Source organism: Microterricola viridarii (genome assembly GCF_001542775.1).
In the GTDB taxonomy this organism is placed as follows: domain Bacteria; phylum Actinomycetota; class Actinomycetes; order Actinomycetales; family Microbacteriaceae; genus Microterricola; species Microterricola viridarii_A.
This window is the reverse complement of sequence record NZ_CP014145.1, coordinates 2,162,906-2,187,939: the sequence shown is the minus strand read 5'-3', so window position 1 is coordinate 2,187,939 and position 25,034 is coordinate 2,162,906. Positions and strand designations below refer to the sequence as shown.

Genomic DNA, 25,034 nt, shown 5'->3' with positions numbered 1-25,034 from the left:
GCTAGACGGAGCCGGCCGGCGGCCAGACGCCGATGATGAGAGCCATGATCACGATGGTCACCAGCTCGTGGGCGATGTTCAGCACGGTGAGCCCGGTGGGGCGGGCGTCGAACGCGTCGTGGGTGATGAAGCGGGCCGCCGTGAATCCGGCCCAGAGGATGATGCCGGTGAACAACGCGTTCAGCAGGAAGCTGCCGCCATAGAAGTCCCAGGCGATGTAGACGGCGCCGGCGAGCACCCAGGAGGTCACGAAGCTGACGATCACGGTGACGATGATCGGCCACATCGCGTCCTTGGCGTTGCCGGACGGCGTGATCTTGGCCTGCTTCATCCAGTAGTTACCGAATACCTTCGGTGTGTACCAGATGGAGCCGACGACCATGCTCGAGGCGGTCGCCAGAAGCACAGCCCAGTAGTTGATTTCGGGAACCATGTGCGCCTCCGAGCGTTGAAGCTGAGTGTGTGCTGGAAGTCTACTCCGGGCCAGGTGCGGAGGGCCGGGTGCGGATGGCTGGACGCGGAGGGCCGGGTGCGGAGGGCCGGATACGCAGTGCGGTCTACGGCGCAGTGGAGGACGGTTCGACCTCGCGCTCTGCGACCCGCCGCGGCAGCGTCTTGCCGCGGAAGAAGTCCGGCTTCCGTGCCCACCAGATGCCCATCAGCACCAACCCGATCAACAGGCCGCCGATGCCGACGACCGCCTCGGCGCCGATGCCGAAGATTGTGACGTTGTTGCCATTGGCATCCGTCAGCCAATCGGGAGCCGCGAACTGCACGGTGCCGTAGATGAAGACGGCGAGCAGCATGAGGCCGCCGACGAGCGGGAAGATTCCACGCATGATCATGTTGCGCGCCGAGGAGGTGAGTGTGCGCCGGTAGAACCAGATGCAGGCGAAGCCGGTGAGGCCGTAGTAGAACGCGATCATCAGACCGATCGAGCCGATCAGGGCGTTCAACAGGTTGGGGCTGATCAGGGTGAAGATCAGGTAGAACGCGCAGGAGACGATGCCCATGCCAACCGTCGCCCAGGTCGGCGTGAGGAAGCGCGGGTGGATGCGTGCGAAGCGTTCCGGGATCGCCTTGAACGCGGCCATGGAGAGCGCGGTGCGGGCTGTCGGCAGGATCGTGGTCTGGGTGGAGGCCGATGCTGAGGTGAGAATGGATGCCGCGAGCAACAACATACAGATCTTGCCGAGCGGCGAATCCCCGAACAAGGCAGGGCCGATCGCCGTGAACACGTCGTTGGCGTTCGCCTCATTGCCGAGCCCGATGCCGGAGGTGCCAGTACCGGCGAACGCGACCGCGGCCGTGGTGACCAGCGCGTAGGTGACCAGCAGCAGCAGGGTGCTGATGATGGCGGCCCGGCCCGGGGTCTTGTCCGGCTCCTCGGTCTCCTCATTGATCGAGACGGCTGTGTCCCAACCCCAGTAGATGAAGATCGCGGTGAGCATGGCCGGCGCGATGATGCTGCTGAAATCGAGGGTGAACGGGTTGAACCAGTCCAGCGTCGGCACGAGCGAGTACGACTCGGCGGTGCCGGTGAACACCCGCACCAGCGCGAACGCGGCGAAGAGCACCAGCACAACGATCTCGATGCTGAGCAGTACGACCTGGATCCGCGCGGAGAGCTCGATGCCTCGATAACAGATCCACGTCATCACGATGATCCAGATCAGCCCGGCGACCGTCGACCAGAGCACGCTGTTGGCCAGATCGGCAACCGCGGGAAAGCCGAGGCCGCCGACGAAGGTGAACGTGTAGGAGCCGGCGATCGCGGCGAGGTTCGCCATCACGATCACGTCGGCAACGATGATGCCCCAGCCGCCCATCCACCCGGTCACCGAGCCGAACGCCCGGGTACCCCAGGTGAAGGTGGTGCCGCAGTCCGGTTCCGCCTTGTTCAACTCGGCGTAGGCGACGGCGATCAGATACATCGGCACGAAGGCGAGCAGCACGATGCCGGGCGCCTTCACCCCGGCCAGCAGCGAGCCGCCGCTGGCCACGATGAAGCCGAGGCTCGCCGCCAGGCTGTAGGCCGGGGCCGTCGAGGCCACGCCGATCACCACGCTGGAGACGAGACCGAGCGCGCCGCCCTTCAGGCCCTTGCTGTCGACGGCGTTCGAGGTGGCCGCGGTTCCGGATGCCGCGGCATCCGCCCCGCTCGATGGAATGGGTGAACTCATCAGACTCTCCCAACAGGGCAGCCGTCTCAACGGGCGGCGCGGCGGGGTCAACGCGGTCGTTCAGCTATGAGCGATCTGATCGGGGAAAGTGTAAGCCCGTTTGGGCGAGCACCACCTGAGAGTTTTGACAGAGAGTGTTGACGGGCAGCTGTGGGGCTAGGCCAGGAGTCCGCGGATGTCGTCGGCCGTCAGCGCGGCGCTGAACGCGGCGTCGTCGTCGAGCACGGCGCTGAAGACGCGCGCCTTCTGCTCCTTGAGCGCCATCACCTTCTCCTCGATCGTGCCGGTGGCGACCATTCGGTAGACCATCACGTTCTTGGTCTGTCCGATGCGGTGCGCCCGGTCGACAGCCTGCGCCTCGCTGGCCGGGTTCCACCACGGGTCGAGCAGGAACACATAGTCGGCCTCGGTGAGGTTGAGCCCGAATCCGCCGGCCTTCAGGCTGACCAGGAAGACGGGGGCCTCGCCCTGCTTGAACCCGCCGATCACCTCATCGCGCTTGGTCGTCGAGCCGTCCAGGTAGGCGTAGGCGATGCCGCGCTCCTCGAGCCGGGCGGCGGCCTTCTGCAGGAACCCGGTGAACTGGCTGAACACGAGCGCGCGGTGCCCCTCTGCAACGACGTCCTCCAACTGCTCGAGCAGGGCGTCCAACTTGCTGGACGGGATGTGGGCGTACTTGTCGTCGACGAGCGAGGCATCCAGGCTCAGCATGCGCAGCAGCGTGAGCGATCGGAACACGATGAACCGGTTCTTGTTCATGTCGTCGATCAGGCCGAACAGCTTGGCCCGCTCGCGTTGCAGCATCGTTTCGTAGAGCTTGGCGTGCCGCGGTTCCAGGTCGATGGCGAGCGTCTGCTCGTGCTTGGCCGGCAGCTCCGGCGCGACGAGCTCCTTGGTGCGGCGCATCATCAGCGGGCGGATGCGGCGGCGCAGCGTGTCGAGCAACTCACGGTTCTCGGCCTTGTCGACGCCCTTCTCCAGGCGCCGCACATAGGTCTCGGTGAACTTGCGGGCGCTGGGGAACAACCCGGGCGCGGTGATGGAGAACATCGACCAGAGCTCGAGCAGGTTGTTCTCCATCGGGGTGCCGGTGATGGCGAGCTTGAACGGCGCGGCGAACTCCTTGGCCACCTGGTGGGCGCGCGCCTTGTGGTTCTTGACGAACTGGGCCTCGTCCAGGATCAGCCCGGCCCACTCCAGCGCGCCGTAGGCGGCCTCGTCGAGGCGGAACAATGCGTAGGACGTGACGAGGACGTCGGCCCCGGATGCCAGCTCGGCGAGCGTCGCGCTGCCCTTGGCCTGCGTCGTCTTCACGGTGCGCACGGTGAGTCCGGGCGTGAACCGCGCGGCCTCGGACGCCCAGTTGGAGACGACGGAGGTCGGGGCGACGACGATGAACGGCCGGCGCTTGTCTGCGGGCGTCTGCTCGACGGCGTGGGCGACGAGCGCCAGCGCCTGCAACGTCTTACCGAGGCCCATGTCGTCGGCGAGGACGCCGCCGAGGCTGTGCCGCCAGAGGAAGGCCAGCCAGGTGAAGCCGTCGAGCTGATAGGGGCGGAGCGTGGCGGCGACGGCATCCGGCACCGGGGTCGGCGCCAGGGAGTCGATGGCGTTCAGCCCAGCGACGGACTCCCGCCAGGACTGGGCCTGCTCGGTGTGGTCGGCGAGGTCTTCGAAGTCGGCCCAGAGGCTGGTCTGGTAGCGGCTGATGCGCAGCCCGGTCTCCCACTCGGAGAGCGCCTTGGCCTCGGCGATAAGTACGCGCAGCCGGTCCAGCGCCGGGTGCTCCAGCGACAGGTAGCTGTTGTCGATGAGCATCAGCTTCTTCTTGTCTTTGGCCATCGCCTGGAACAGCGGTCCGAACGGCACCTTGCGGCCGCCGACGGTGACGACGACGCCGAGGTCGAACCAGTCGGTCTGCTCGGACTCGACGGTGCTGATGGTCAGCTCCGGCGCCTCGGTGAGCTCCCGGTAGTCGGGGCGCTTGCCCTGCACGTCGACGCGCACGCCGTCGATGCGCTCGATGCGGGGCAGCGTTGCGGTGCAGAACTCGGCGGCGTCGATGCCCTCCAGCAGGCGGGCCTGCGTCTCGGGCTCGACCTGCGCTTCGTCGTAGAGCCGCTCAGTGATCTCGGCCTCTGCATCAGGGTCGTCGCCGGGCTCGCGTCCGTCCAGGTACTCCCATGCCCACTGCAGCATGAGTACATGCTTCGGGCGGAATGTTGCGGTGAGCACGAGCGTCGGCCGTTGCAGCGCGGGCAACTCGACAGAGTCGTCGCTGCTGGTGACCTCGATGCGGCGCCGCAGCTGCGGGTAGTAACCCTCGAGGAACTCGGCGATCTCCTCCGGCGCCACGGCCAGCGGTTTCGCCTGCCCGAGCAGGCCGCGCAGCTCGGGGGTGAGCGGGGCGTCGAGCGGGGCCAGGGTGATCGTGGTGTGCTCGGTGCTGGCAGCCGCGGTGGCCTTCTCGGTTGCCTTCTCGTTCGCCGCCAGGGCGTCGGCGACCTTCTGTGCCGTGGTGCGCCGGCCGTAGCGCACGGGCTCGACGATCTCGGCGGTCTCGCGTAAGTACACGCCGTGCTCGCCGATCGCGGCGGCCTGGCCCGTCGAGTGGGCTGCGCCGTCGATGGTGAGCACGGGGGAGAGCAGCAGGCCGGCATCCGCCGGGGTAGGCGCGGCGTCGGCGTCGCCCGCCGACGTCGCATCCAGACTCAGGCCGGCCGAACCCGCGAGGCGCACGCTGAGCGCCTTGCTGGCGCCGAGCAGCGGGATATCGAGCTCCGCGGCCCGTTCGAGCAGGCGCCAGAGCAACGGGCTGGCGAACTCCTCGAGGATGATCCAGTCAGCGTCCTCGCCGGTGTAGGTGAAGCGGGAGGCGCGGTAGAGGGCTCCGAACTCGCAGAACCAGCGGTGCTGGGCCGTGTCGAGGTTGAGCCGGTTCGACTGGTAGCTCAGCGTGCCCCAGCTGATACCGCTGCGCACCCAGTTGCCGCGCTCGTTATGCAGCACCGGGCGCACCATGAGCTGCGCCCCGTGCCGTGCGGTGGTGCGGGCCGGTCCGCCGAAGGTCGGCCGGGGCGGGCGGGCGCCCCACGGGGTGGCGGCGCGGCGGGCGGGCTCGCGCAGCTCGAACTGCAGGCCCATCGGGGTGGGGCCGGCGGCGACCCTGGCAGTGCCGGTGCGGGAACCGGTCGGGGCGCCCTCATCGTCGCTGCGCAGGCGGGCGTCGCCGGCCGGTTGCGCGATCGGGCCGAGCGCCTGCTTCCAAGCGGGCAGCGCCGGCGGGCGCGGGGCGTTCGGCGACACCCGGGTCGCGATGCCGGCGGCTGGGTCTTCGCGAGTGTTCGCCCACGGCGGGAGTTCATCGTCGGATGCCGCGGGGGACTCATCGGCGGCACGCTCGGCGGAGTCGGACGGCCACCAGCCGGAGGGTGCACCGGCGCGGCCAGCGAACTCGGCGTCGTAGCGCGGCTCGGCGGGCTCGGTGGTCTTGCGGCGGGCGGCCTCGGCGTTGGCGTTGAGGATCACGGCGGCCACGTGGGCACAGTCCCCGCTGAGCGGGCAGCCGCAGCCGCTGGCGAACGGCGTGCCGAAGCCTCGGGTGGTCGGCTCGATGCTCACCGTGACGTTGAACGGGTCGGTGCCGGCATCCGTCACCACACCGCTGAGGGTTTCGCTCGGCTCATCCCAGACGACCGCGCTGACGGAGCCGTCACGGGCACGCCCCCTGCCGCGTTCGTAGAGGCCGCGGCCGACGAGGCGGATGATGTCGCCGACATCCACGAGCGGGTACGTGGGTGCGAGCATGCTCCCAGTGTGTCACCTCCGGCTGACAGCGAGCGCCGTGCGGCCGCCACGGCGCCGCGCCTCTCTCCACGTCGGCTGGAGGGCGCTGGCGCTCCCTCGAGCCAACGGGGGAGCGCCGCCGGTCCGCTTACTCGCCGCTCGGGTGCGCGCCGAGGGCGTCGATCACCCAGGCGTAGTTGAAGGCACGCTCGCGCCAGGCACTGTACCGGCCGGAGACGCCGCCGTGCCCGGCCGCCATCTCGGTCTTCAGCAACGCGTCGGCGCCCACCTCGCGCAGCTTGGCCACCCACTTGGCCGGCTCCACGTAGAGCACCCGGGTGTCGTTGATGCTGGTGACGGCGAGGATGCGCGGATAGTGCGTGTCGTGCACGTTCTCCAGCGGCGAGTAGCCCTTCATGTAGAAGTAGACCTCCTCGTCGTGCAGCGGGTCGCCCCACTCGTCCCACTCGATCACCGTCAGCGGCAGCGACGGGTCCAGGATCGAGGTGAGCGGGTCGACGAAGGGCACCTCAGCGAGAATGCCGGAGAACAGCTGCGGAGCCAGGTTTGCCACGGCGCCCATCAGCAGGCCGCCGGCGCTGCCGCCCTCGGCGACGAGCCGGTCGCTCGCCGTGAAATCGCGGTCGATCAGGTGCTTGGCGCAGGCCACGAAGTCGGTGAACGTGTTGCGCTTGTGCAGCTTCTTGCCGTTCTCGTACCAGAGCCGGCCGAGCTCGCCGCCGCCGCGCACGTGCGCGATGGCGAACACGATTCCACGGTCGAGCAGGCTGAGCCGGGCGATGCCGAAGCTCGGGTCGATGCTGGCCTCGTAGGATCCGTAGCCGTAGAGCAGCGTCGGGGCGGGTTCTCCCGGCACCACGAGGTCGGTGCGGTAGACCAGCGAGATCGGCACCCGGGTGCCGTCGAGGGTCGTCGCCCACTCGCGCCGCTGCGTGTAGAGCGCCGGGTCGAAACGGCCCAGTACGGGCTGCTGCTTCAGCATCCGCAGCTCGTTCTCTTCGACCACGTAGTCGTAGACCGTCGATGGGGTGACAAAGCTGGTGTAGCCGAGGCGGATCGTCGGCTGCGCCCACTCCGGGTTGCCGGCCAGGCCCACGGCGAAGAGTTCCTCGTCGAAGTGCAGCTCGTGCGGGGTGTCCTCGTAGCGCCCACCGTTGCGCGGCACCATCGCGACGGCCAGCCGGGTGAGGCCCTCTCGGCGGTACTCGATCGCGACGAAGTCGCGGAACCCCTCGACACCCTCCAGGCGCACCTCCGGATTGTGGGCCAGGATGACGCGGCGCTCGCCCTGCGGGTCGGCGGCCGCCACGCTCACCAGCTCGAAGTTGACGGCATCCTGGTTGTGCACGATCAGCAGCCGGTCCTGCGTGCCGACCACGACGTGTTCCACGTCGTATTCGACGCCGTCCACGCGCGGCCACACGACGGCGAACTCGCCGGTCGGGTCGCCGGCGTCGAGCAGCCGGGTCTCGCTGGTGATGTTCGAGCCGAGCTCGATCACCAGGTATTTGCGGCTGCGGGTCTCTCCCACGCCCACCCAGTAGCGCTCGTCCGGCTCGTGGAAGACCTGCACGGCTGGCGCCTCGGCACCCAGGTCGTAACGCCACACGGTGTCGGGACGCCAGGCGTCGTCGACGGTCGTGTAGAAGATGTAGCGGCCGGTCGGGTCGAAGAGGGCGCCGGCGGCGGTGTCCGGGATCTCGTCGGCGAGGTCATCGCTGGAGCCGAAGCGGATGACGCCGGCCCCCGCCTCGTGCTCGGTCGCGGCGCGGTCGAGCATGCGCACGTGCAGCGTGTATCGCTCGTCGCCCTCCACATCGACGCCGTAGAGCAGCATGCTGCCGTCGGCGCTCAACGCGTAGGTGCCGAGCTCGTAAAACTCGTGCCCCTCGGCCTCGACGTTGTCGTCGAGCAGCACCTGCTCGCCGGGCAGGGTCGGCGCGGCCGGTGCCGCGGTCGCCGCGCCGGTCTCAGCAGGAGGGGTCGGGGCGGTGGCGATCGTCGGGGGCGTCCAGTCGCCGGCATCCGTGATGGGTGCTCGGCAGTGCACACCGTACTGCTGCCCCTCCTGTGTGCGCGTGAAGTACCACCAGTCGCCGCGGCGCACAGGCACGCTCAGGTCGGTCTCCTGCGTGCGCCCCTTGATCTCCTCGAAGATCTGCTCCTGCAGGATGCCGAGGTGGCCGGTGCGGGCCTTCGTGTACGCGTTCTCCGCGTGCAGGTGCGCCTGCACGGCTGGGCTGTCTTTGTCGCGCATCCACTCGTAGTTGTCGACGTAGACGTCGCCGTGGTGAACGCGTTCCGTCGGAACCTGGGCGGCAAGCGGTGGCGTGAGCATGTCTTCAGGGTATGCCTGAAGCGTGTGCGGTGGGGGCTTTCGCTGGCCTTCGCGGGGGCGTCCGTGCAGAATGGGCGCATGACGAGCGCCCTCCCCGCCAGCGCCGAGCCGAGCCAGGCAGACCTCGACCGACTGCGTGATTCGATCCGGGTCGCGGAGCTCGCCCGCGGTCACGGCAACCACCCCTTCGGTGCTGTGCTGACGGATGCCGCCGGCACCGTGCTGCTGGAGGCCGAGAACACGGTGACGACCGCCTATGACGCCACCGGGCACGCCGAGACCAACCTGGTGCGGCTGGCTTCCCGCGACTACTCGCCGGCCGAGCTGGCGTCGTGCACGCTGTACACGAGTTGTGAACCGTGCGTCATGTGCGCTGGGGCGATCTACTGGGCCGGCATCGGGCGGGTCGTGTACGCGCTCGCCGAGGCGGAGCTGTACGCCATCACCGGCGCGAACCCCGAGAACCCGACGATGCGGCTGCCTTGCCGTGAGGTGTTCGCGGCCGGCCAGCGGCCCACCGCCGTCACCGGGCCCGCGGTGGCGCTCGCCGCGGAGGCGCGCGCCGTGCACGACGGGTTCTGGGAGTAGCGCCGCTGCGGAGCTCGGTGAAACCCGTGTCCCCGCTGGGTGAGCCTGTCGAAACCCGCGTTCCCGCTGGTTGAGCCCGTCGAGACCCGTGTCCCCGTTGGTTGAGCCTGTCGAGACCCGTGTTCCCGCTGGGTGAGCCTGTCGAGACCCGTGTTCCCGCTGGTTGAGCCTGTCGAAACCCGTGTCCCCGCTGGTTGAGCCTGTCGAAACCTGCGTTCCCGCTGGTTGAGCCTGTCGAAACCCCGCCGGAGCGACCGGGTCGGCCCAGGGGTCTGCTTGGATGGACTCATGAGTCTTGAAGTCAGTGCCGATGTCTACACCACCGCCTACATCGAAGATTTCACCCGCTTCATCCAGGCGTCGCCGTCGTCGTACCACGCGGCCGCCGAGGTCGCGCGGCGGCTGGAGGAGGCCGGATTCAGCGGCCTCGACGAGAGCGCCGAGTGGCCGAAGCCGGCGACGGATGCCGCAACCAGCGAAGACGCGGCGCCCGGCCGCTACTTCGTGGTGCGCGACGGCGCGGTGATCGCGTGGGTGCAGCCGGCGGCATCCGGCCCCACCACCCCGTTCCGCATCCTCGGTGCGCACACCGACTCTCCCAGCTTCAAGCTCAAGCCGAAGCCCACCACCGGGGCGAACGGCTGGCTGCAGGCCGGCGTCGAGGTGTACGGCGGCCCACTGCTGAACTCCTGGCTCGACCGCGAGCTCGAGCTCGCCGGGCGCCTCGTCACCCGCGACGGCCGAGCGCACCTGGTGCGCACCGGGCCGTTCCTGCGCATCCCGCAGCTCGCCATCCACCTCGACCGCGGCGTCAACGACGGCCTGTCCCTCGACAAGCAGCGGCACACCCAGCCGGTGTGGGGCGTCGGCGACCCGAGCCAGGCCGACCTGCTCGGCCACCTCGCCAGCATCGCCGGGGTGAAGCCCGAAGACGTCGCCGGCTACGACATCCTGACCGCCGACACCGCAGCTCCCGCCCGCTTCGGTCTGGACGACGCGCTCTTCGCCTCCGGCCGGATGGACAACTTGAGCTCGGTCTACGCCGCCCTCGTCGCCCTGATCGACGTTGCCTCGCTCGCGACGACGCGGGGCGGGGCGGATGCCGGGGCACCCGCCGCGGCCGAGCACGTCAGCGTGCTGGCCGCCTTCGACCACGAGGAGCTCGGCTCCGAGACGCGCTCCGGCGCCTGTGGGCCGTTCTTGGCCGACGTGCTCAGCCGCATCGGCGACGGCCTCGGCGCGACGGTGTCGCAGCAGCTGCAGGCCTTCGCCGGCTCCTGGTGCGTCTCGGCCGACGCCGGCCACGCCGTGCACCCGAACTACGGCGAACGGCACGACCCGAACGTGCGCCCGCACGCCGGCGGCGGCCCGCTGCTGAAGATCAACGCCAACCAGCGGTACGCCACGGATGCCGCCGGCGCGGCCCTCTGGGTGCGCGCCTGCGCGGCCGCCGACGTTCCGTTCCAGGAATTTGTCTCGAACAACACGGTGCCCTGCGGGTCGACCATCGGACCGCTCACGGCTACCCGCCTCGGCATCCGCACCGTCGACGTCGGCGTGCCGCTGCTGTCGATGCACTCGGCCCGCGAGCTCGTGCACGTGGATGACGCCGTCGCGCTCAGCCGTGCAATCACGGCGTTCCTCAGCGGGTCTTAGCCGGCCGCCCGGCTGAGGTTGGCCGGGACTGTTTGCACTCGCAGGGTTCGGGTTTAGAGTGCCCCCATGACGCGCATCGGAATCACTGGAGCGACCGGTCACATTGGGGGCCTCGTCGCCCGTGCATTCGTGACGTCGCCGGTGCCCGAGCAGACATTGCGGCTCATCGCGCGGGACCTGTCGCGGCTGCCGAACTTCGCGGCGGGCGCGGCGGGCGATGAGCTCCGTGCGATCGAGGTGGTCCAGGCCTCCTACGATTCGATCACCGCGGTCGACCTGGGCGAGCTCGACGTGGTCTTCATGGTTTCGGCGACCGAGTCGGCCGACCGGCGCGACCAGCACCGCCAATTCGTGCGGGCCGCCTCGAATGCCGGCGTGCCGCACATCGTCTACACCTCGTTCATCGGAGCCGACCCTGGTGCAACCTTCACCCTCGCTCAGGACCACGCGTACACCGAGGAAGTAATCCGGGACAGCGGCATGCGCTACACCTTCCTGCGCGACAACCTCTACCTCGACCTGTTGCCGCACTTCGCCGACGAGAACGGCGTGATCCGGGGGCCGGCTGGGCAGGGGCGGGTCGCCGCGGTGGCCCGCGCCGACGTGGCGGATGCCGCCGTCGCCGTCATCCGCGATCTGAGTGCGCACGTGAATGCGACGTACGCGCTGACGGGGCCGGAGGCGCTCACCCTCGCAGAGATCGCGGCCGCGGCCGGGCTCATCTTTCAGAACGAGACCATCGAGGAGGCGTACGCCTCACGCGCCCACTACGGCGCGGAGCCCTGGCAGCTGGAGGCGTGGGTGAGCACCTATACGGCCATCGCCGACGGCTCGTTGGCCGCGGTGAGCGATGACGTGCGTCGGCTCACCGGCCACCCGGCACGCGGCATCGCCGACCTGTTCCCGCCCGCGCAGGCCTAGGGCGTGTTTCGTAGCCTCTGGCGGCAGAGCGCGCTGGTTGAGCCTGTCGCAACCCGCTGCCCCGCTGGTTGAGCCTGTCGCCCCCTCCGCCCCGCTGGTTGAGCCTGTCGAAGCCCGGCTCAGTGTCCCGCACTGTCAGGGCTTCAGTCGCTAGCGCTCCCTCCAGCCAACGGGAATCTCCGGTCCGCTGGTTGAGCCTGTCGAAACCCGCTGCCCCGCTGGTTGAGCCTGTCGGAACCCCGCTGTCGTCCGCTCTCCCACGTCGGCTGAGGAAGCGAGGAACGAGCGACCGAAGCCCGGTTTCCAACCCGATCGGCCCATCCTTTCCGACGCTACCGCACCCCACCGACAGTGCGTAAAAAGTTATCCACATCAGGGATTTAATCCGTTCCAGACCCCCATTCTCTCCTAGAATTGTGGTATGCGATCAGCCAGCCAGGACCTCAGCGAAGAGGTCGCCGCCGCCCAAGCCGAACTGGCCGCGACCCTGGCTGATCTGGACGAGCGGATGCTGCGCGACGACGCCCTGCTCGAGCTCACCGCCTCCGTCGAGGCCGCCGGTCGCGTCGTCGACGCCCTCCGGCTGAAGACCGCCGGTGAGGTCGCGTTCCGGTCCCGGCGGGAGCTCGGCGAGGACAGCCTCTCGGCGAAGAAGGGCTGCCGCAACGCCGTGGAACTCCTGGCTCGGGTCACGCTGGCGTCGGAGCGCACGCTCACCCAGCGGATGCGGGTGGGCGAGGCCACGAGGCCCCGCACCGCACTGACCGGGGACACCCTCCCGGCTGCATTCCCCGCAGCATCTGCCGCACTCCGGGCCGGCTCGCTCGGCTACGACAGTGCCTTGGCCATCATCGACACCCTCGCCCCGATCCGAGCCCGGGTCGGCGACCTCAACCTCGAGCGCGCCGAGATCGCCCTCGTCGCGGCAGCCACCGGGCCCACGATCGAGTCCCCACTGCCGTTCGCCGCCGACGAGGTGCGCGGCCAGGCCCGTGTCTGGGAGAGCGTGTTGGACCCGGACGGCACCATGCCCGTCGAGGAACGTGCCATGCAGGCCCGCGGCATCAGCGCCGGCCTCACCCGCGACGGTCTCGTGCACCGCAGGATGGCGCTGCTGCCCGAGATTGACGCGAAGTTCGAGACGTTGCTGAACGCGTACTTGAACCCGCGCAGCAAACCCACCTTCACCGACCCGGGCCCGGACCAGCTGAAAGACCCGCGCGCCACCGCCCAGGCCCGGCATGACGTGTTCGCCAGCCTGATCGATGGTGCCGCCCGCAGCGCCAACGCGCCGCGCACCGGTGGGGCTGCCCCGACGGTGCTGGTCTCGGTGCGGCAGGCCGACCTGACCGCCCGTTGCGGGTCCGGTTTCATCGAGGGCTGCGAGGCGGCCCTGTCAATGGCCGCGGTGGAGCAGCTCGTCTGCGCCGGCGGCACGCAGAACGTGTTGATCGGCGAGGATGGCCGGCTGATCAGCCTGAGCACGTCGGACCGGGTCTTCAACGCCCAACAACGCCGGGCAATCACCCTGCGCGATGGCGGCTGCATCATCCCCGGCTGCACGATCCCGGCCGCCTGGTCCGAGATCCACCACGTGATCGCGCACCGCGACGGCGGCAAAACCGAGGTGTGCAACGGTGTGCTGTTGTGTTGGTTCCACCACCGCACGATCGAGACCAGCGGTTGGCGCATCCTGATGATCGACGGGGTCCCGCACGTGAAACCGCCGCCCTGGCTGCGCAATGGCCGCTCCGACGTGGACACCCCGTGGCGAAGATCCACGAAGTCCCGCACCCAACTCGCCGACCTGCTCGAACACCACCCCGTGCTCGTCGAGTAGGCCGTCTGTCGAGGCGAATCACGCCCGCCGGTCTGCGACGCCGAGGGTGACAATCGCCGCAACGTCTTCGAGCGCAACTGCATCACCTTCACACCGTGGCGAGACGACGTCACACGTTTCGATAAGTTCGCCCGGACCTCTCGGGGCGCAGCGCTGCCGGGTCAGCCCTGCAGCGCTAGCGTGAACGGCAGCACCGCGCCGGCGCCGTGCTGGCGCAGCAGCCGCCCGGCGACGGTCAGGCTCCACCGGCTGTCGGCGATGTCGTCGACGAGCAGGATCGGGCGGCCGCTGAACTGCTCCAGCGCGGCGGCGAGCTCCGGTCCGACACTGAAGCGATCCCAGACGTTGGAGAGCCGGTAGGCGCTGTTGCCGCCGGAGCCGCCGGTCGGCCCGCCGTTCGCCCAGTCCAGGGTGCCGAGCAGCGGCAGCCGGCCCCGTTCCGAGATCGCGCGGGCGACCGAGTCGACGAGCTGCGGATGCCGGCGCGACGGCATCGCGACGACCGCGGCCGGGCGTTCCTCCCAGCCCCACTCGGCGAGCACGCGCACGCAGGCCTGCAGCATGGCCGGGGTTGCCGGGGCGTCGTTCGAGGCGGCTCCCAAGGATTCCGGCTCGCCCGGCGCAGTGGCGGTCGGTGCGAAGAGCGCCCGCAGCGGGCCGCCCCAGCCAAGGTCGCTCAGCCGGGCCAGCGCCCGGCCGGCTTCGAGCCGCTCGCCGGGCGGGATATTGCCCTTCACCGGCACGCCGAGCGAGGCCACCCCGGTGGGCCACTGAGCGCGCGGTTCGATGGCCACGCCGACCCGGTCGAGGGAGGCACTCGCGCTGGCAGCGGCATCCTCGGCCACGTCGACCGGGTACCAGACGCCCGCACAGTTGTCGCAGCGCCCGCAGGGCACAGCGGTGTCGTCGTCGAGGGCGCGCTGCAGGAACGCCATCCGGCAGTCGCCGGTGCGCTCGTATTCGATCATGGAGCGCTGCTCGGCGACGCGCTCTGCAGCAATACGGGTGTAACGCTCCCGGTCGTAGACCCAGGGCTGGCCGGTGGAGCTCCAGCCGCCCTGCACGCGGCGCACGGCGCCGTCGACGTCGAGCACTTTGAGCAGCAGCTCCAGCCGGGAGCGGCGCAGGTCAACGATCGCCTCCAGCGCCGGGGTGGAGAGAGGCCGCTCGCTCTGTGCGAGCGCGGCGAGCACGGCCTGGGCCTTTTCTTCGTCGGGCATCGAGGAGGTGGCGAAGTAGGTCCAGATCGCCTCGTCCTCGACGCCGGGCAGCAGCAACACGTCGGCGTTGTCGGTGGCGCGGCCGGCACGGCCGACCTGCTGGTAGTAGGCGACGGGCGAGGAGGGGGCGCCCAGGTGCAGCACGAAGCCGAGGTCGGGCTTGTCGAATCCCATGCCGAGCGCGCTGGTGGCGACGAGCGCCTTGATCTCGTTGCGCTTCAGCTGGCCCTCGAGGGCCTCCCGCTCGTCGGTGTCGGTCTGCCCGGTGTAGGCGTGCACGGTGTGGCCGGCCTCGCGCAGCAGCCGGGCGGTGTCCTCTGCCGCGGCGACGGTGAGCGAGTAGATGATGCCGCTGCCGGGCAGCTCGGCGAGGTGGCTGAGCAGCCAGGCGAGGCGGGCTTTCGCGTCGGGCAGCCGCAATACGCCGAGTCGCAGCGACGCGCGCGCGAGCGGTCCGCGGATCGTGAGAACCGGCGCGGCGGGCGCCGAGTCGTGCTGGGCGGCCACCGAGAGCTGCTCGGCGACATCCGTCACCACTCGGCTGTTGGCGGTCGCCGTCGTCGCCAGCACCGGCACGCAAGCCGGCATCTCGGCGATCAGTTCGCGCAGGCGCCGGTAGTCGGGCCGGAAGTCGTGGCCCCAGTCGCTGATGCAGTGTGCCTCATCGACCACGAGCAGGCCGACCCGGTCGATCAGTGCCGGAAGCTGCTCGTCGCGGAAGCGCGGGTTGTTCAGACGCTCGGGGGAGACCAACAGCACGTCGACCTCGTCGGTGCGCAGCTGTTCGAGCACGGCGCCCCACTCGTGGGCGTTTGCCGAGTTGATCGAGACGGCGCGCACGCCGGCGCGGGCGGCGGCGGCGACCTGGTCGCGCATGAGGGCGAGCAGCGGCGAGACGAGGATGGTGGGCCCCGCCCCGGCGTCGCGGAGCAACTTCGTCGCGACGAAGTACACCGCGGACTTGCCCCACCCGGTGCGCTGCACGACGAGGGCGCGGCGGCGTTCGGCGACGAGGGCCTGAATCGCCTCAAACTGGCCGTCGTGGAAGTCGGCGTCCGGACGGCCGACCAGGGCACGCAGCGCGGCGAGTGCGGCGGGGCGGATGCCGTCGGCGCCGGTCTCAGCGAGGTTGTACGTGTCGATCGGCTGCTCGTCTACGTTCTGCATGTTGTTCACGGTTACAGCCTGACAGACGCCGCTGACATCGAGGTCTGCGGCGCGGCCCGCGGAGCTCAGAGCGGCTCTGCCGTTCGCGCTGCCGCCCCGCTCGCGCTCAGCGCCGTGAGGCGCCGGATGCCCGGTCGGTGTGGGCGCGGCGTGCGATGCGCACCGGAACGGCCCGCCGCCTCGGCACGACGAGACCAAGCAGCATGGGCACAAGCAGACCGGATGCTGCGAGGATGAGCCACCACATTTCCTGGGTCATGCCGCCCAGAGTAGGAACTTTTGCTGGGCGACTGCCGAGAGCCGGCTGGGTGAGCGGAGCCCTCGCGCCGCAGACCCCGACCGCTTTTCACAACAGCTGCAAGCCCACACGGGGCGTCGAGGGGTTCCCCCGCCGGCATCGTGTTACTGCAGGATGCGAAACCCGGGCGCCGGGCGCTGGAACCAGTGCCGCGTTGAGTCGGTCCGCAGTACGTCCTTGACCTCGACGGTCGCGATGTCCGCGCCCTGTGGTCCGCGGCCCAGCCAGTCGAGCATCTGCTCGACCGCCGCTTCCCCGCCATACACCTCGGCCTCGACCGCGCCGTCAGGGCGGTTGCGCACCCACCCGGAGATGCCGAGGCGTTCCGCCTCGGCGCGGGCGGCGTAGCGGAATCCGACGCCCTGCACCTGACCACGCAGGATGACGTGCTTGGCGGCCGTCACCGGGCGCCGGCTGCCACGTCGGCGGGAGGCTGAGTCATGTCGGAATCCTACGCTCGTCGTTCGGGGGAGGTGGGTGGCCGCGCCGCTTAGTCGGCGGGGACGGTCGCGCCGGCCCGCGAAGCCGCGGAGAGCGGGTCGCGGTAGCTGTTCAGCATCGTGCCGTTCGCGAAGCGGCGGCTGCCGGTGAGTTCGAGAGCGATCTGCTCCGCGAAGAGCGGTATGCCCTCGCCGAGAGCGATCGGGTGCACGTAGAGCCGCACCTCGTCGATGAGGTGCTCGTGAAGCAGCGATTGCGCGAACCGGGACCCTCCCGCGACGCTGATCGCCGTGCCCTGCTGCGCGCGCAGTGCGGCGATCTCCGCGGCCGGGGAAGCCGTGGCCAGGCGCGAGTTCTCCCAATCCACGTTCTCCAACGTGGTGGAGAAGACGATCTTCTGCTGGGCGTTCAGGATCTTCGCGAGCGGCTGCGTTGACGTCGGCCAGTGCGCCGCCTGGTCGAGGTAGTTCACCCGCCCGAGCAGCATCGTGTCCGAGCTCTGCATCAACACCTCCTGGTGGGCGAACAGCTCCTCGTCGAGCCGTTCCATCGCCCAGTCCAGCTCGCCGCCGGGGCCGGCGACGAATCCGTCCAACGTGATCTGCATGCCCAGACTCACGATTCTCATGGTCCTTCTCCTTGTTCGTGGTCGCCCGATCCTGTGCAGGCGGATGCCGCGGCATCCGACGTGTGAACCCGGTTGTCGTGAACCTAAATCGGGGGCAGCACGCTGTCAAGGGATGGCTGCGCTCGTGTGGAAGAACCGTCGCCGCGCGGCCGCGGAATCCGGCATGCTGGGTGGATGACAGCCAGCCCATCACCGGTGTTGCCCGGTTCGCCCGTCGCGCCCATTTTCGGCGCGGAGCCCGCGGCCACCCGCGACGAGTCGATCGCCCATTTCAGGGCGAAACTCGCGTTCGAGACCGACGCCTCCGACGTCTATGCCGAACTCTCGGCGGGCACGGCGAGCTTCGTGCTGCTCGACACCCGGGGTGACGCGGCCTGGGAACAGGGCCGGGCCGCCGGCGCCATCCACCTGCCGACCGCGCGGATCACGAGCGATGCCGAGGCACTCTTCCCGGCCGGAACGAACATCGTCGTGTACTGCTGGAGCCCAGGTTGCAACGGCAGCACCAAGGCGGCACTCGCGCTGGCGCTGCTGGGCTACCCGGTGCGCGAGATGATCGGCGGATTCGAGTACTGGGCCAGGGAGGGCTACCCGGTGCAGACAGATACCGGAACCGCCACCCGCGCGGTCGATGAGCTGGTGGGGCCGGTCGGGGCACCGGGCGCTGAGGTCAGCGGCACCCGCTGCGACTGCTAGCTGGGTCACACCAAACTGAGAACATGTTGGAATCTCTATGCGCCGGGCGGCGGCTGGCGCCTACTATGAACCATGGATGTGACGCTTCGCGCACTGCAGACCGCTGTTCCGCCCACCGTGCTGGTACAGGAGGCGGTGCGAGACGTCTTCGCCAGCCAGCCCGGCCTCAGCCGGCTCGGGCAACGCCTGGTCAGCACGGCCTTCAACGCTTCGGGCATCGAAACGCGCTACTCGGTGATCGAGGAACTCTCGCTGGCCCAGCTGCCGGGCGATCACCAGTTCTTCGACGCCGAGACGGGGCTGCTGCTCAGCCCCGGCACCAAGGTGCGCAATGAGCTCTACATACAGCAGGCGACGCCGCTCTTCGTCGAGGCGGCGCGGCGCTCGCTCGCGGCGTGTCCCGGCATCGAGGCCGCCGATGTGACCCACGTCGTCACCGTCTCGTGCACCGGCTTCTACCAGCCGGGGCCGGACTACATGCTGGTGCGAGAGCTGGGGCTGGCGCCCTCCGTGCAGCGCTACCACCTGGGCTTCATGGGCTGCTATGCCGCTATGCCAGCGCTCCGCACCGCCCGACAGTTCGTCGAGGCCGACCCGAGCGCCGTCGTGCTTGTCGTCAGCGCCGAGCTCTGCACGCTGCACCTGCGCAGCTCGAACGACCCGGACGAGATCGTCGCGTCCTCGCTGTTCGCCGACGGCGCGGCCGCCGGAATCGTCAGCGCCCAGCCGCTGCACGACGGGGAGCTCGCGTTCAAGCTCGACCGTTCCGAGACCGTGCTGACCCCGGTCGGCGAGGGCGACATGGCGTGGAAGATCGGCGACAACGGCTTTGAGATGGTGCTTTCCAGCTATGTGCCGCACATCATCGACGAGCACATCGGCAGCGCGCTCACGCCCCTGTTCTCGCCCGAGCCGGTGCTCGCCGCGGCGCTCGCCGCCGGGGCCGCAGGGGAGGCGGTGCAGCACTGGGCGATCCACCCGGGCGGGCGCAGCATCCTCGACAAGGTGGAGCAGAAGCTGGGCCTCAGCGAGCAGCAGCTCGTGCCGGCCAGGGACACGCTGCGCGACTTCGGCAACATGTCGAGCGCGACGGTGTTGTTCGTGCTGAAACACATCATCGAGGCGCCCCGCACTGCCGAGGGCGAGCGCGTGCTCGCGATGGCGTTCGGCCCTGGGCTCACCGTGGAGACGGCGCTGTTGACCGTCGCCGGGGTGCGCGCGCCGGTTGCGTCCGGGGCGCCAATGGATGCCGAGGAATCCGCCACAGCGGGCGAGGGCGCCCCCGCCACGCCTCCGCCTGCCGCCGCCACGGTGCTCACGGCGTGACCCCAATGGGCTTCGCGCTGCGCCGGCGGGCGACGGACGCCACCGAGCTCATGGATGCCGCCGGCGCCGACCCGGCGAAGTTGGAGCGCACCTACGAGCAGTTCGGCATGATCAACGCCGCCGTCTCCGGCTGGCGCGACACCTACCGCCACTTCGTGCACCCCCATCTCTCGGCCACCCACGACACCACCTTGCTCGATATCGGTTCCGGTGGAGGAGACCTCCCGCTCTCGCTGGCCCATTGGGCCTCCAACGACGGCCTCCGCCTGCAGGTCACCGCCATCGACCCGGACGGCCGCGCCGACGACTTCGCGCAGCGCCAGCTGGTGCTCCGCCACCCGGCCCGCCGCCAACCCGGTGTCGGCGGCGTGGAGTTTCGCCGTGCGTTCAGCTCGGAACTCGTCGCGGAGGGCGCACAGTTCGACCTCGTCGTCTCCAATCACATGTTGCACCACCTCACTCCCGCCGAGCTCGGCGGGCTGCTCTTCGACAGCGAACAGCTGGTGCGGACCGCATCCGGCAGCGGGCGTGCCGGTTCAGACTCCCCGCGGCTGCCGCGCGTGCTGCACAGCGACATCACCCGGAGTGCCCTGGCCTACGCGGGATTCGCGCTGGGTACGCTGCCGTTCGCCCGCACCCTCTTGAAGGACTCGTATATTCGTGCCGACGGCCTCACCTCCATTCGTCGCAGCTACCGGCCAGCCGAGCTGCGCGTCGCACTGCCCCCGGGCTGGACGGTGCTGCCGCGGAGCCGCTTCCGCTACCTGTTGACGTGGGCCGGTCCCGATGCCTGACACGCTAATCCCGGGCACCGACACGACGTCGGACACGCGTGAGAGCGCTCGGGCCGTCGAAGCCCAGGAGGGTGAAGCCCAGGAGGGTGAGGCCCAGGCGTACGAGGCGCCGGTGGATGTCGCCGTGGTCGGCGCCGGCCCGGTGGGGTTGCTCCTGGCCTGCCTGCTGGTGCAGCGCGGCCTGAGCGTGGCCGTGCTCGAGTCGCGCGAGCAGGGCTCTGAGCACTCGCGGGCGATCGGTATCCACCCGCCGGGGCTGGCCGTGCTCGCACAGCTCGGGCTGGCCGAGCCCGCGACCGCGGCTGGCACGCCGATCTTTCGCGGTGAGGCGTGGTGCGACGGTGAGACGCTCGGCGGGCTCGACATCAGCGAGGCGGGCGGGCGCTACCCGTTCGTGCTCGCCCTGCCGCAGCGCGACACCGAGCGACTGCTCCGCGAGCGGTTGGTCGAGTTGTGCGGCGGCCACGACCCGGTGCGCCGCGGGGCGCGCGTCGTCGCGTTCGCGCAACGAGGCGGCGTCGTGCACGTTGAGCTGGCGTCCACTTCCACGGCGGACCTGCGAGCGCGCTACCTCGTCGGCGCGGACGGGCCGCGGAGCCGGGTGCGCGAGTACAGCCGCATCCGCTGGCGTGCCTTCGGCGCCGCGCAACCGTACCTGATGGGCGACTTCCGCAGCGCGGCGGCATCGCGCCTCACCCGGCCCGGCCCGATCACCGCGCCGCACGCACCGACGACGGCGCTGCTCGCCTTCGAACGCGCGGGCGTTGTCGAGTCCTTCCCGCTGCCGGGAGGCTGGCGCCGCTGGGTGGTGCTCACGGAGAGCCTGCAGCCGGAGGCGACCGCCGCCGAGCTCGCCGCGACGGTGCGGCAGCGCACCGGGTTCGCATTGCACGCGGCATCCGGCACCGATTCCGACTCGGCCGACGCGGAGCGCAGCGCGCGCTCGATCAGCGCCTTCGCCGTGCAGCAACACCTCGCCACCCGGATGGCGGTCGGCCGCATCGCCCTGGTCGGCGACGCAGCACACGAGGTGAGTCCGATCGGCGGTCAGGGCATGAACCTCGGCTGGCTGGATGCCGCTGCCCTCGCCCCGGCGCTCGAGCTGGCCGTGCGCGGTGGCCACGCACTGGGCTCCCTGGCCCTCGCGGACTACGACGCCGGGCGACGCCGGGCCGCGCGCCGCGCCGTGATGCAGGCCTCGTTCAACATGGGCGTGGGCCAGCCGGCGCACGGAACGCGGCTGGCCGTGCGCAACGCGCTCGTGCGGGGCCTGTCCCGGCCGCCGTTTCGGGGGCTGCTGGCGCAAGCCTTCACCATGCGCGGGCTCTGAGCGGCTGGAGCGAGAGCAGCCGTGCTCAGCACTCGATGACGTTGACGGCGAGCCCGCCCTCGCTGGTCTCCTTGTACTTCGTCATCATGTCGAGGCCGGTCTGTCGCATCGTCTCGATCACGGTGTCGAGCGAGACGAGGTGCGTGCCGTCACCGTGCAGGGCGAGCCGGGCGGCCGAGACAGCGGTCGACGCCGCGATCGCATTGCGCTCGATGCAGGGCACCTGCACGAGCCCGCCGACCGGGTCGCACGTGAGGCCGAGGTGGTGCTCCATGGCGATCTCTGCCGCGTTCTCCACCTGCCGCGGCGTGCCGCCGAGCACAGCGCAGAGCGCTCCGGCCGCCATGGCGCAGGCGGAGCCGACCTCGGCCTGGCAGCCGCCCTCCGCCCCTGAGATCGAGGCGTTGGCCTTCACGAGGGAGCCGATCGCGGCGGCCGTGAGCAGGAAGTTGCGGATGCCAACGGGCGAGGCCCCCGCCACGAAACGCAGGTAGTAGTGCCCCACCGCCGGGATGATGCCGGCCGCGCCGTTGGTGGGCGCCGTGACGACACGGCCGCCCGCCGCGTTCTCCTCGTTGACGGCGAGGGCGAAGGCGTGCAACCACTCGGTGGACGTGTCGCGCTCCCGCACCGGCTGGCCGTCGTGAGCGTCGAGCTGCGCGCGCACGGCGGGCGCGCGGCGCTTGACGCCGAGGCCGCCGGGCAACACGCCCGTCGTGGCGAGTCCATTGTCGACGCAGCTGCGCATGGCCGCCCAGATGGCGTCGAGGCCGGCGTCCAGGCCCTCCTGCCCGTGCACCGCCTCCTCGTTGGCGCGAGCGATGTCGCAGAGCCCGACACCCTGCTCCTCGCAGAGGGCGAGCAGCTCGGCCGAGCTGGAGTAGGGCAGCGGATGCCGGGCGGTGGCCGCCGCGGTGACCGGCAGAGGGCGCGGCGCAGTCGCTGCCTGTGCGCTATCCGATCCGTTGCCGTCCGAACCGGCCGTCCTTGCGCCGGCCACGCCCGACGCGAGGCCGGGTGCCAGCGCGCCGGCGTCCTCGCTGGCCCGGCGGATGAAGCCGCCGCCCACCGAGTAGTAGGTCTCGCGCAGCAGCTCACGCTCGCTGCCGTCGGCGTCCCGCTCCCAGGCGTGCAACGTCATCGCGTTCGGGTGCCCCGGCAGCCGGGTGAACGGCGCGAACGTGATGTCGTCGCGGGTGATCTGCACCGGTCGGGTTCCGGCCAGCTGTACGATGCCGTGCCCGACGGCCGCCTTCGGCAGTGTGCTCCAGGCGCCGCGCACCGCGTCAGGGTCGCAGTCCTCCGGGCGCAGGCCGGCGAGTCCGGCGACGATGGCGTCCGGGGTGCCGTGGCCGATGCCGGTCGCGCCGAGCGAGCCGAAGAGCACGCAGGAGATTCGATCGACCCGGCCGAGGACGGCGGGGTGGCCGGCGCCGAGGCGGTCGGCGAAGTCGAGGGCAGCCCGCATGGGGCCGACCGTGTGGGAACTGGACGGGCCAATACCGATCGAGAACAGATCGAGGGCTGAGACGAACGCTGTCACCTGTCCATCGTAGGGAGTGGGGTGCGCAGCCGTGTGGCGTCTGTTCGCAGAATCGTGCGTTGCGGGCGCTTTCGGCGCGACTTTTCGGGGTAGCGGTGCGATTCCCGTCACGACAGCGCGATGTAAGCGGCACGACAGTGATCTGTGAGTGCCCGCGCGCAGACTCACACTGTGCCGCCCGCTGACGCAGACTCTGCGCAGCCGATCTGGCGCTCACACAGACTGAAAGGATCGCCATGAGCACACCGCTCACCGGGCGTGAGGCATCCGCCCGATCCACCACGAGCAACTGGGCCGTCGAGGCCAACGGGCTCGTCAAGACTTTTGGCAGCAACCGCGCCGTCGACGGCGTCGACCTCCGCGTGCAGACCGGAACCGTCTATGGGGTGCTCGGCCCCAACGGCGCGGGCAAGACGACGACCATCAGCATGCTCGCCACCTTGCTGCGCCCGGATGCCGGCGAGGCCCGCATCTTCGGGCACGACGTGCAACGCGAATCACAGGTCGTGCGCCAACTGATCGGCGTCACCGGCCAATACGCCTCCGTCGACGAGACCCTCTCCGCCACAGAGAACCTCGTGCTGTTCTCCCGCCTGCACGGCCTCAGCTCCTCCGCCGCGAAGCGCAAGGCGAGCGAGCTGCTCGAGGAGTTCGGGCTCATCGAGGCCGCGAAACGGCCGCTCAAGAACTTCTCCGGCGGCATGCGCCGGCGCCTCGACCTGGCTGCCAGCCTCATCGCGCAGCCGCCGCTGATCTTCCTGGACGAGCCGACGACGGGGCTGGACCCGCGCACCCGCGCACAGATGTGGGACACGATCCGGCGACTTGTGGCCACCGGCTCGACCGTGCTCCTCACCACGCAGTACCTCGACGAGGCCGACCAGCTGGCCGACCGCATCGCCGTGATCGACCGCGGCCGCGTCGTCGCGGAGGGCACAGCCGACGAGCTCAAGGCGTCCGTCGGCGAGTCGAGCCTCGAGCTGCGGCTCGTCGACCCCGCCGACCTCGAAGATGCGCGCGTCGCCATCGCGAACGTGCTCGGCGTCGAGGCGAGGGTCTCGCCGGAGGCCGGCCGGATCACGGCCCCGATGAACAACCCCGACCTTGTCACAGAGCTGCTCGTCACCCTGCGCGATGAGGGGGTGCGGCTCGCCGAGATGAGCGTGCAGAAGCCGTCGCTAGACCAGGTCTTCCTCACCCTCACCGGCCACGGCGTCGACGACAGCGACACAGCTGACGCCGCCACCGGTGAGAACACCGATTCCGCCACTCTTGAAGGGAGCCGCGCATGAGCACCACCAGCCTGAACACGCCGCCGCGCGTTGAGAACGCGCATCCAGCGCAGTCCATCACCCCCGGCGTCGACCGCCAGTTGAAGAACCGGGTCACGTTCGCCGAGACCGCCTCGCACACGCTTACCATGGCGTACCGCGGGCTGTTGAAGATCAAGCGGACGCCGGAGCAGCTGTTCGACGTCACGCTGCAGCCCATCATCTTCACCGTGATGTTCACCTACATCTTCGGCGGCGCCATCTCCGGCGACGTGCAGAGCTACCTGCCGGTCATCATCCCCGGCATCCTGGTGCAGACGGTCATCACCACCTCCGTCGTCACCGGCGTGCAGCTGCGCGAAGACATGGACAAGGGCGTTTTCGACCGCTTCCGATCGCTCCCGATCGCCCGCATCGCGCCGCTCTCAGGAGCGCTGCTGGCCGACACGGTGCGTTACGGAATCGCCACCGTGCTCACCTTCACGATGGGCTTCATCATGGGGTTCCGGCCCGAGGGCGGCCTGGGCGCCGTGGCCGTGGCCGGACTCCTGGTGATCGCGTGCTCCTGGGCGATCAGCTGGATCTTCGCCTTCTTCGGCGTGATCGCACGCACCGCCTCGAGCGTGCAAGGCATCTCGATGCTGGTGCTCTTCCCGCTCACATTCCTCTCCAACGCCTTCGTGCCCGTCGAGACCATGCCGACCTGGCTGCAGTGGTTCGTGAACATCAACCCGGTGTCGCACCTGGTGACGGCCGTGCGCGAGCTCGTGAACACCGGCACCTTCGGTGTGGAGGCCTACCTTTCGCTGCTGGGCGCCGGCGTCATCGTCGCCATCTTCGCCCCCTCACAGTCCGGGCTTATATGCGCAAGGCCTGAAATTGCGAAGCAATTTCAGCGCCTTGCGAAAGGCGGCAGCCCCAACCAAGGAAACCTCAAAAACCACCAGTCACGAGGGCGGCTGCCCCAGGAACCTTCAAAAACCACCA

At 70.0% G+C, this 25,034-nt stretch carries 18 protein-coding genes and 1 pseudogene; 10 read left to right on the top strand and 9 right to left on the bottom strand.

Translation table 11 applies throughout. The features are described 5' to 3' along the window. Position 1: 1 nt before the first annotated feature. From AWU67_RS10070 to AWU67_RS10055, 4 genes are all read right to left on the bottom strand, one after another. Positions 2-433, bottom strand: a complete 432-nt coding sequence (locus AWU67_RS10070; RefSeq protein ID WP_067228475.1) for a DUF1761 domain-containing protein — start codon at positions 431-433, stop codon at positions 2-4. 124 nt (positions 434-557) lie between these two features. After that, on the bottom strand, positions 558-2,183 hold the full coding sequence (locus tag AWU67_RS10065; protein WP_067228472.1) for an APC family permease: 1,626 nt from the start codon (positions 2,181-2,183) through the stop codon (positions 558-560). 156 nt (positions 2,184-2,339) lie between these two features. Beyond that, the gene (locus tag AWU67_RS16970; protein WP_067228470.1) at positions 2,340-5,990 is read right to left on the bottom strand and encodes a DEAD/DEAH box helicase; all 3,651 of its coding nucleotides are present in this window, start codon (positions 5,988-5,990) and stop codon (positions 2,340-2,342) included. 127 nt (positions 5,991-6,117) lie between these two features. After that, positions 6,118-8,328, bottom strand: a complete 2,211-nt coding sequence (locus AWU67_RS10055; protein WP_067228467.1) for a S9 family peptidase — start codon at positions 8,326-8,328, stop codon at positions 6,118-6,120. A gap of 78 nt (positions 8,329-8,406) precedes the next feature. Between AWU67_RS10055 and AWU67_RS10050 the strand changes: the two genes are divergently transcribed. The 4 genes from AWU67_RS10050 (at position 8,407) to AWU67_RS10035 (ending at position 13,333) form a co-directional block, all read left to right on the top strand. Beyond that, positions 8,407-8,916, top strand: a complete 510-nt coding sequence (locus AWU67_RS10050) for a nucleoside deaminase (protein WP_067228464.1) — start codon at positions 8,407-8,409, stop codon at positions 8,914-8,916. A 288-nt stretch (positions 8,917-9,204) separates the two neighbouring features. Next, a complete protein-coding gene (locus tag AWU67_RS10045) occupies positions 9,205-10,572 on the top strand; it encodes a M18 family aminopeptidase (protein ID WP_067228462.1) in 1,368 nt (455 codons plus the stop codon). Positions 10,573-10,638: 66 nt separating this feature from the next. After that, a complete protein-coding gene (locus tag AWU67_RS10040) occupies positions 10,639-11,493 on the top strand; it encodes an NAD(P)H-binding protein (protein ID WP_067228460.1) in 855 nt (284 codons plus the stop codon). 421 nt (positions 11,494-11,914) lie between these two features. Further along, a complete protein-coding gene (locus AWU67_RS10035) occupies positions 11,915-13,333 on the top strand; it encodes an HNH endonuclease signature motif containing protein (protein WP_067228458.1) in 1,419 nt (472 codons plus the stop codon). A gap of 161 nt (positions 13,334-13,494) precedes the next feature. Here the strand turns inward: AWU67_RS10035 and AWU67_RS10030 are convergent, their stop codons facing one another. From AWU67_RS10030 to AWU67_RS10020, 4 genes are all read right to left on the bottom strand, one after another. Continuing rightward, a complete protein-coding gene (locus AWU67_RS10030; RefSeq protein WP_082717171.1) occupies positions 13,495-15,720 on the bottom strand; it encodes a RecQ family ATP-dependent DNA helicase in 2,226 nt (741 codons plus the stop codon). Positions 15,721-15,826: 106 nt separating this feature from the next. Beyond that, positions 15,827-15,979: a hypothetical protein gene (locus tag AWU67_RS17360; RefSeq protein ID WP_160329739.1), complete on the bottom strand. Its 153-nt coding sequence runs from the start codon at positions 15,977-15,979 to the stop codon at positions 15,827-15,829. Positions 15,980-16,122: 143 nt separating this feature from the next. After that, entirely contained in the window at positions 16,123-16,422 is a 300-nt protein-coding gene (locus AWU67_RS10025; RefSeq protein WP_067228455.1) for an acylphosphatase, read from the bottom strand. 86 nt (positions 16,423-16,508) lie between these two features. Further along, positions 16,509-17,087, bottom strand: a complete 579-nt coding sequence (locus AWU67_RS10020; RefSeq protein ID WP_082716906.1) for a dihydrofolate reductase family protein — start codon at positions 17,085-17,087, stop codon at positions 16,509-16,511. Positions 17,088-17,261: 174 nt separating this feature from the next. On the opposite strand from AWU67_RS10020, the gene AWU67_RS10015 reads away from it, so the two are divergent. The 4 genes from AWU67_RS10015 to AWU67_RS10000 all read left to right on the top strand — a co-directional run bounded on the left by AWU67_RS10015 (position 17,262) and on the right by AWU67_RS10000 (position 21,233). Further along, positions 17,262-17,783, top strand: a complete 522-nt coding sequence (locus AWU67_RS10015) for a rhodanese-like domain-containing protein (protein WP_082716905.1) — start codon at positions 17,262-17,264, stop codon at positions 17,781-17,783. A gap of 72 nt (positions 17,784-17,855) precedes the next feature. Beyond that, the gene (locus tag AWU67_RS10010) at positions 17,856-19,109 is read left to right on the top strand and encodes a type III polyketide synthase (protein WP_067228450.1); all 1,254 of its coding nucleotides are present in this window, start codon (positions 17,856-17,858) and stop codon (positions 19,107-19,109) included. A gap of 5 nt (positions 19,110-19,114) precedes the next feature. Then, a complete protein-coding gene (locus AWU67_RS10005) occupies positions 19,115-19,903 on the top strand; it encodes a methyltransferase domain-containing protein (protein WP_067228448.1) in 789 nt (262 codons plus the stop codon). Next, positions 19,896-21,233: an FAD-dependent oxidoreductase gene (locus AWU67_RS10000; RefSeq protein WP_067228445.1), complete on the top strand. Its 1,338-nt coding sequence runs from the start codon at positions 19,896-19,898 to the stop codon at positions 21,231-21,233. Before AWU67_RS10005 ends, AWU67_RS10000 begins: the two co-directional genes overlap by 8 nt. A 25-nt stretch (positions 21,234-21,258) precedes the next feature. Here AWU67_RS10000 and AWU67_RS09995 read toward each other — a convergent pair whose 3' ends face one another. Next, positions 21,259-22,776: an L-serine ammonia-lyase gene (locus AWU67_RS09995; protein WP_067228443.1), complete on the bottom strand. Its 1,518-nt coding sequence runs from the start codon at positions 22,774-22,776 to the stop codon at positions 21,259-21,261. A 236-nt stretch (positions 22,777-23,012) separates the two neighbouring features. On the opposite strand from AWU67_RS09995, the gene AWU67_RS09990 reads away from it, so the two are divergent. Beyond that, complete coding sequence (locus AWU67_RS09990) at positions 23,013-24,068, top strand: ATP-binding cassette domain-containing protein (RefSeq protein ID WP_067228441.1); 1,056 nt, start codon at positions 23,013-23,015, stop codon at positions 24,066-24,068. Next, positions 24,065-24,924 (top strand): annotated as a pseudogene (locus AWU67_RS09985) (ABC transporter permease). The gene AWU67_RS09990 and the pseudogene AWU67_RS09985 overlap by 4 nt, the downstream one beginning before the upstream one ends. The last annotated feature ends 110 nt before the right edge of the window (positions 24,925-25,034 follow it).